We start from the raw sequence: 7,767 nt of genomic DNA, 5'->3' as shown, positions 1-7,767 counted from the left end.
CGCCGGGCCCCACTGGACCCGCGCCAGAACCGTGCCCCGCGCCGGGCCCCGTGCCCGCACCTGCGGGACCCGTACCGGGAGCCGAAGCGCCCGCGCCCGGACCCTCGTGGCCCGCGCCGGACCCGCCAACACCCGCGTGTCCCACACCGGGAGCGTGACCAGGAGCGCCCGAACCGGCGTCGTGTCCCGCGCCAGGACCGCCCTGAGCCCCGTGTCCCACGCCGGGACCGCCCGGAGCCCCGTGTCCCACGCCGGAAGCATGCCCGGGACCGTGCGGACCAGCGCCCGACCCCGCCGGACCCGCGCCAAGACCCGCGTGTCCCACCCCGGGACCGTCACTGGAACCGCCAACACCCGCGTGTCCCCCCGCCCCCTCCACCGCCGGAGCGATCGTCGTCCTCGGGAGGCCGCTGCCGCTCGACATCAGGGCCGTCGGGGCGTCCGCCGCCAGGCCCGGGGGTGGGGTGTCCTCGTCGTCCGCGCCCGAGAGCGGCGGCGCGAAGACCGTGGGGGGCAGTGGTACGGAACCGTCGTTCGCCGCGTTCGTGTCCGTGCCCGTCCAGGGCGTCGCCCCGGGCGGTACGGGCGGCTGCGGGCCCGGTCGTACGGAACCGCCCGGCCCCGCCGCGTTCGTGTCCGTCCCGGCCCACGGAGTCGACCCGGGCGAACCGGAGGGGACGGAGGGGAGGACATCCGTCGGGGCGTACCCCCCGCTCGCCGCCAGCGGCGCCCCGCCGCCCAGCGAACCGCCCCCCAGCGACTCGTTGCCGCCCAGCGAGCCGTTGCCGGGGGCGCCGGCCCCGTACCCCCGTACCAGATCCGTCGGCGCGTCCTCCGGAGAGGGCGAGGACGACGGAGCCTCACGCCTGTCCGGGATGCCCAGCCTGTCCGCCGCCTCCTGGAGCCACTCCGGCGGCGTCAGCAGGAACGACGTCTGATTCAGGTCGATCCGCTGCGGCGCCTCCGGCGCGGGTACGGCGTCCTGGGGCGCCCCGTACGCCTCCTCGTACCGCCGGATCACCTCACCGACCGGCAGCGCCGGCCAGAGCGACGCGTCGCCGCTGTCCCTGGCGATCACCAGCCGCTGCCGCCCGCCGTCCGAGACCGGACCGCCCTCGCGGTCCTCCGCCCAGACGACGAAGCCCAGCTCGAACTCCCGTACCCGCACCTCACGCTGCTGGTAGCCGGGCACCTCGCCGTTGATCCACTCTTCCGCGCGCTCCTGCGCCTGCGCGAAGGTCACCATCGTGGTCATCCCTCCACCGGGACGGCGCGGGCGAAGCCGCCGTCCACCATCAGGTTCGCCACCGTCTCCAGCTCCGGCGGGTTGCCCGCCAGGCGGAGCAGAAAGGCGTCGAAGTCGTCCCCGCACGGCAGCAACAGCCGCTCCACCCGCTCCTGGACACTCCAGCCGTCCTGGTCGCGGGCGTCGTCGTACGCGCAGAACCAGACCGAACCGATCCGGTCACCCCGGACCTTGACCGCCAGGATGCCGCCCTGGACGAAACCCACCGCCAGGTAGTCCTTCGTCAGATGGTCCCGCAGGCACTTGTTGACGTACACCAGGTCGTTGAACGCCGCCTCCTCACGCACCGTGAAGAACGGCTGGTCCACCAACAGCCCCAGCTCCGCGTCGAGCGCCGCGCCGGCCGGCGCGCAACCGCCCGCCGCCTTCAGGAACGAGCGGTACGCGCCCGGCAGCCGGTAGCCGAGATCCTCCTCGACCCCCAGCACCTTCTGCTCGGTGACCGACACCGCCCCCTTGGGCAGCCCGAAGTGACCGGGCCTCGTCTCCTGGAGCGGTCGCGTCCCCCGCTTCGCGTGATCCACCCGCGCGGTCGCCAGACCCCCGTGGTGCCGCAACAGGGCCTTCACCTCGACCGGCACGAGCACCAGCCGGCGCGAACCCGGCGTGTGGTGCCAGGTCCAGCCGTGCGGTGTGGCCACCGCCGGGACCGTGTCCCACAGCTCGTGGCCCGCGGCGGCCAGCGCGGCGTTCGCCGACACGTAGTCCGTGAGCCGCAGTTCGTCCACGCCGAACCCCTCCGGGGGGTCCGCTATCTCCGCCGCGGCACGCGCGTACGGCACAAAATCCGGACGGCCGTCCTCGTCCACCCGCACACCCCCGGGGTGGCGGGACGCCCGGACCGGGTCCGGGAAATGCACGACCTGCCCGGCGTAGGCCGCGTTCGGTGGCGCGGCTTGCTGCCCGAGCCGACCTGTCGTCATGGCGGTTGCCCCCTGCTGCTTCCGGCTGGTTCAGCACAGCCCTGGTCCGGACAGCCTATGCCGTGGGGCAAGAGGGGACCGAGACGCTCCGGGGCCGCGGCCGGACCCCCGGCCCCGGGCCCCCGCACACCCCGGCCGCACCCTCCCCCGCCCCGTGACCAACGGTCACGCCCAGGTGACCCAGCGCCGACAGAAAGCCCCTATTCATGCCCCAGCTTTCCCACGGCCCGTCACATTTGGCAGGCTGTCCCCTCGACACGGGGGCGTGACACCAGCGGCTTCCCGCCGCGGGCACGGGAGGGACAGCACTTTGCACACAGCACCGACCGACACGTCCGGCGACCCACGCCTCAGCTGGAGCAGTACGGAACCGCACCGGGCTCCCGCGCTCCGGCAGCGCCGCGACGGCATCCTGCCCGCCGTCGCGGCGGCGCTCACCGTGCGCGGCGAGACCCTCACCTGCACCGCGGGCAAGGCCGACAGGCCGCCGACGCTGCACCCGCTCGTACAGGACTTCCTCGACACGCTCACCAGCGGACAGCGGGAACGGTTCACCGGCCGCTGCCCCGAGGCGATCCTGCTCTCCCGCCACCTCACCGCCACCGAGGAGGGCCGCTCCAAGCGGGCCAGGCGCAAGCCCCTCACCCACGGCGAGGCACGCCGCTCCCTCAAGCAGGCCAAGCTGACCGCCCGTCGCATCCGGGAGGACGGCGACCCGCTGCACGGCAGTTACGCACCACCGTGCCGGTCCTGTACGGCCATGCTCGCCCACTTCGGCGTGCAGCCCGTCGACCCCACCCAGAAGGGCTGAGCCGCGCCGTGCCCGACCTCTCCACCACCCGCTTCCCCGTGCCCATCGACGCCGCGCTCCGCGACGCCGGCTGGCAGCCGGGGCGCTGGGACATAAAGCAGGCCGAGGAATGGGCAGACACGCTCCGCGCCCACATCACACCCGCCGGGCACACCCACGCGGTGTTCCCGGCCGCCGTCGAGGCCTGGGCGGAGTTCGGCGGCCTCCGGGTCGCCGCGCCGGGCCCGGGCCGCCAGATAGCGCCCGTGGCGTTCCGCATCGACCCCATGGCGGGCATCCACCTGGCCCGTACCCTGTCGGACCTCGGACGGTCCCTGGAGACCGGGATGAGCCCGCTGGGCGAGGACGACGGACAGGGCGTCCTGGCGATCGACGACACCGGGGCGGTCTACAGCATCGACCACACGGGCGACTGGTTCCTGGGCCCGGACATCGACCAGGCACTGGCCACGCTGATCGCGGGCAAACTCCCCACGCGCCTGACGGAGAACTGACAGAGGACCGACCACCGCAGCCGTGAACAGGACGGACGAGCGGCAGCCGCAACCGAGAACCCCCTCGGCCGACTGAACCGCGGCAACCCGGTCGCCCCGGGCGCGCAGCGCCCTACGCCGCAGACCGGTACGGCAGGACCGCCGACACCCGGAAGCCCCCCGCGTCCGTCTCGCCCGACACGAAGACCCCGCCCAGCGCCGTCACCCGCTCCCGCATCCCCAGCAGGCCGTTGCCGCCGCTCGGCAGACCCGCGTCGTGCGCGCCGCTGTCCGACGGGCCGTTCTCCACCTGCATCGCGACCTCCGCCTCGCGATGCGCCAGCCGTACCACCACCTTCGCGCCCGCCGCGTGCTTCAGGACGTTGGTCAGCGCCTCCTGCACCACCCGGTACGCGGTCTGCTCCACCTCCGGCGCGTACGGTCGCGACTCGCCGTGCACCGTCAGCTCCACCACCATCCCCGTCTCCCGGGACTGGCCCACCAGCGCCTCGATGTCCCCCATGCCAGGACCGTCCTCGGCCGCCGCCGCGGCGGCAGCGGCGGCAGCCAGCCCCACCGCCGCCAGCGGCACGGTCAGCGCCGGACCCGTGTCCGAGGCCTTGCGCGCCGCGACCTGCTCACCCGCCCGCAGCACCCCGAGCATCTCGCGCAGCTCCGTCAGCGCCTGGCGCCCCATGTCGCCCACCAGCGCCGCGTTCTTCACCGCCTTCGGCGGGTCCTTGAGCGCCACCGCCTGCAACGCCGCCGCGTGCACCACCATCAGGCTCACCCGGTGCGCCACCACGTCGTGCATCTCCCGGGCGATCCGGGTCCGCTCCTCCGTACGCGCCCACTCCGCGCGCTGCTCCGCCCGGTCCGCCAGCAGCGACAGCTCCTGCTCCAGGCTGTCGGCCCGCTCCCGCAGGCTCTCCATCAGCCGCCGCCGGGCCCCGACGTAGAGGCCGAAGAGGACGGGCGGGGCGGTCAGCCCGACGGACATCATGATCGCGATGAGCGGTACGTACCACCGGGCGGCGTCGAAGTCCCCCTCGGAGACGCTCTGCCGGGTCCGTACGAACGTGACGATCAGCGTCCCCGCCAGCTGCATCCCGGCCAGGGAGGCGATGACGCGGCGCGGTATCTCGGAGGCGGCGAGGGTGTAGAGCCCGACGACCGCCATCAGGAAGCCCATCTCCGCCGGGGTCACGGCGATCGAGACGAGCACCACGCTGGCGGGCCAGCGCCGTCGCAGGAGCAGCGCGGAGCCGGCCAGCAGGCCGAACACCACTCCCACCGGTACGGGCAGCACGGCGGTGTCCGCGAACCGGACCCCCTCCAGCCCGCACTCCAGGGCCGACACACCGGCCAGCCCCACATCCAGAACAACACTCCGCCGACGCTCCCACCACCAGTAGCCGCGGGCGGTCGGGCCCGCGGCGTCCTGATGTGCCCCCGTTGTGGTCATGTCTCCCAGCCTACGGGCGGGCGCGACTCATTTTCTTGTGTCCTGGATTGCGCTGGACCGCACGAGGGACACAACAGATGGAGAGCGATCACTCGAACTGGTGAATCGACTGTGCATTCGAGCCGGAAGCCGTGATTCCGTACGACGATTTCCCGCATGACATCCCTGAACAGCAAATATGCCGACTTCGAAGGACTTCGGGAGCGGGCGGTGGCGTTGCGGCGGGAGGGGTTGAGCCTGCGGCAGATCCGAGACCACCTCAAGATCCACAACAATGACCTCCTCGGCCGCCTGGTCAGGGGCGAGCCCGCGCCGGAGTGGACGAAACGTCCGAGAGCCAAGGACGAACTGCGGGAGAAGGCGCGGGAGCTGCGCTCACAGGGGCTCACGTACGACCGGATCCAGGTGGAGCTGGGGTGCTCGAAGAGCTCGATCTCCCTGTGGGTACGAGACCTGCCGAAGCCGCCCAAGCGCACACGCGAGGAGGCGTCGGCGATCGGGCGGCGAGGCTGGGAGGTGACGCTGGCTCGGCGTGAGGCGGAGCGGCAACAGACCAAGAGCCGGGCGACGGCCGAGATAGGCAGCCTGTCCGAGCGTGAACTCTTCCTGATCGGAGTCGCGCTCTACTGGGCGGAGGGAGCCAAGGTCAAGTCCCACCGGCCGCAGGAGCGGGTCTCGTTCATCAACAGCGATCCGAACATGATCAGGGTGTTCCTGGCATGGCTCGACCTGCTCGGCGTCAGCAAGGACCGCTTGCGTTACCAGGTGCAGATCCACGAGTCGGCCGACGTGGGGGCCGCCGAGCAGTTCTGGGCAGACGTCGCGGGCGTCGAGGTCCAGGCGTTCGGCAAGACCACACTGAAGAGGCACAATCCCAAAACCAACCGGAAGAATGTCGGGGACGGCTACCGGGGGTGCTTTTGCGTCCGGGTCGTGCAATGTGCCGACCTATACCGTCGCATCGAGGGCTGGTGGTACGGCATAGTGTTAGGTGCAACGCCGACGACTTAGCCAAATGTCTGGTTTGGTTGCACATAGTCCCCCATGGTGTAATCAGGCAGCACTGCGAGTTTTGGTCTCGTATGTTCAGGTTCAAATCCTGATGGGGGAGCTTCACGGAACGGGTCCTGACCTTCACGGTCAGGACCCGCACTCGTTTCCGGCGCGAAACCCCCCGGTATCCTGCGGTGGTCCACCACCCGAAGCCGAAGGGCATTCCCGTGAGCGCCAACCGCCCGGCAGCCGTCGTCGTTCTCGCAGCGGGTGAAGGCACCCGCATGAAGTCGAGCACTCCCAAGGTCCTGCATGAGATCTGCGGGCGTTCGCTCGTCGGACATGTGGTGGCCGCGGCCCGTGACCTCGGGCCCGAGCATCTCGTCGTGGTCGTCGGACACGCCCGTGAGCAGGTGGAGACCCACCTGACCGAGGGGTACGACGGAGTACGCACCGCCTTCCAGGCCGAGCAGAACGGTACGGGGCACGCCGTCCGTACGGCCCTCCAGGAGCTGGGCAGTGTCCCGGACGGGACCGTGGTCGTCGTCTGCGGCGACACCCCCCTCCTCTCCGGCGACACGCTGAACGCGCTCGCCGCCACCCACGCGGCCGACGGCAACGCCGTCACCGTCCTGACCGCCGAGGTCCCCGACTCCACGGGGTACGGGCGGATCGTGCGGGACGGCGCCAGCGGCGCGGTCACCGCGATCGTGGAGCACAAGGACGCCACCGACGCGCAGCGCGCGATCCGGGAGATCAACTCCGGGGTGTTCGCGTTCGACGGGCAGCTCCTCGCGGACGCGCTCGGCAAGGTCCGTACGGACAACAGCCAGGGCGAGGAGTACCTGACGGACGTCCTCGGCATCCTGCGCGAGGCCGGCCACCGTGTCGGCGCGGCGGTCGCCGCCGACCACCGCGAGATCCTGGGCATCAACAACCGCGTCCAGCTGGCGGAGGCGCGCCGGCTGCTGAACGCGCGCCTGCTGGAGCGGGCGATGACGGCCGGGGTGACGGTCGTGGATCCGGCGTCGGTGTTCGTGGACGTGGACGTGACGTTCGAGCAGGACGCGGTGGTCCACCCGGGCACCCAGCTGCTGGGCACGACCCATCTCGGCGAGGGGTCGGAGGTCGGGCCCAACTCCCGGCTCAAGGACACGCACGTGGGCGCGGGCGCGCGCGTGGACAACACCGTCGCGGACGGCGCGGAGATCGGCGCGTCGGCGACGGTCGGCCCGTACGCGTATCTGCGGCCGGGGACCCGGCTGGGCGTGAAGGCCAAGGCCGGTACGTACGTGGAGATGAAGAACGCGACGATCGGCGAGGGCACGAAGGTGCCGCACCTGTCGTACGTGGGTGACGCGACGATCGGCGAGTACACGAACATCGGCGCGGCCAGCGTCTTCGTCAACTACGACGGCGAGGCGAAGCACCACACCACGGTCGGCTCACATTGCAAGACGGGCTCGGACAACATGTTTGTGGCGCCCGTCACCATCGGGGACGGCGCGTACACGGCGGCCGGGTCGGTCATCACGAAGGACGTACCGGCGGGTTCGCTGGCCGTGGCCCGTGGCCAGCAAAGGAATATCGACGGCTGGGTGGCGCGGAAGCGGCCGGGCAGCGCGGCAGCGCGGGCGGCCGAGGCGGCGGGTCCGGCGGCTGCTCCGGCGGGCGGAGGGGCCGGCGGCGAAAGCTGACCGGAAACAGCCGCGCCCATCTCGGCGTACCGTGATATCGACCATCCGTTTATCGCATATCGCATAACTGCACGATTCGGCTGGCTCGCAGCGACACGC

The 7,767-nt window shown here is 71.8% G+C and carries 6 protein-coding genes and 1 pseudogene; 4 read left to right on the top strand and 3 right to left on the bottom strand.

Features of this window, described 5'->3' with window-relative positions; translation table 11 throughout:
• Both GT042_RS38475 and GT042_RS33710 read right to left on the bottom strand, forming a co-directional pair.
• A pseudogene (locus GT042_RS38475) lies at nt 1-1,246 on the bottom strand (hypothetical protein); the annotation flags it as partial.
• Between the two features lie 5 nt (nt 1,247-1,251).
• A complete protein-coding gene (locus tag GT042_RS33710; protein WP_161312484.1) occupies nt 1,252-2,229 on the bottom strand; it encodes an SMI1/KNR4 family protein in 978 nt (325 codons plus the stop codon).
• Between the two features lie 310 nt (nt 2,230-2,539).
• On the opposite strand from GT042_RS33710, the gene GT042_RS33705 reads away from it, so the two are divergent.
• Nucleotides 2,540-3,040, top strand: coding sequence for a YwqJ-related putative deaminase (locus GT042_RS33705; RefSeq protein WP_161312483.1), 501 nt, complete (start codon nt 2,540-2,542; stop codon nt 3,038-3,040).
• Nucleotides 3,041-3,048: 8 nt separating this feature from the next.
• Entirely contained in the window at nt 3,049-3,534 is a 486-nt protein-coding gene (locus GT042_RS33700; protein ID WP_161312482.1) for an SUKH-3 domain-containing protein, read from the top strand.
• Nucleotides 3,535-3,646: 112 nt separating this feature from the next.
• Here GT042_RS33700 and GT042_RS33695 read toward each other — a convergent pair whose 3' ends face one another.
• Nucleotides 3,647-4,978 (bottom strand): histidine kinase, encoded by a 1,332-nt coding sequence (locus tag GT042_RS33695; RefSeq protein ID WP_161312481.1) that lies wholly within the window; start codon nt 4,976-4,978, stop codon nt 3,647-3,649.
• A 156-nt stretch (nt 4,979-5,134) separates the two neighbouring features.
• On the opposite strand from GT042_RS33695, the gene GT042_RS33690 reads away from it, so the two are divergent.
• Complete coding sequence (locus GT042_RS33690) at nt 5,135-5,989, top strand: hypothetical protein (RefSeq protein ID WP_161312480.1); 855 nt, start codon at nt 5,135-5,137, stop codon at nt 5,987-5,989.
• 209 nt (nt 5,990-6,198) lie between these two features.
• Nucleotides 6,199-7,668, top strand: coding sequence for a bifunctional UDP-N-acetylglucosamine diphosphorylase/glucosamine-1-phosphate N-acetyltransferase GlmU (glmU, locus tag GT042_RS33685; RefSeq protein ID WP_161312479.1), 1,470 nt, complete (start codon nt 6,199-6,201; stop codon nt 7,666-7,668).
• The last annotated feature ends 99 nt before the right edge of the window (nt 7,669-7,767 follow it).

This window comes from Streptomyces sp. SID3212 (genome assembly GCF_009865405.1).
GTDB lineage: Bacteria > Actinomycetota > Actinomycetes > Streptomycetales > Streptomycetaceae > Streptomyces.
Note: the sequence above shows the minus strand (reverse complement) of the source record. Positions and strands in the feature narration are given on the sequence as shown.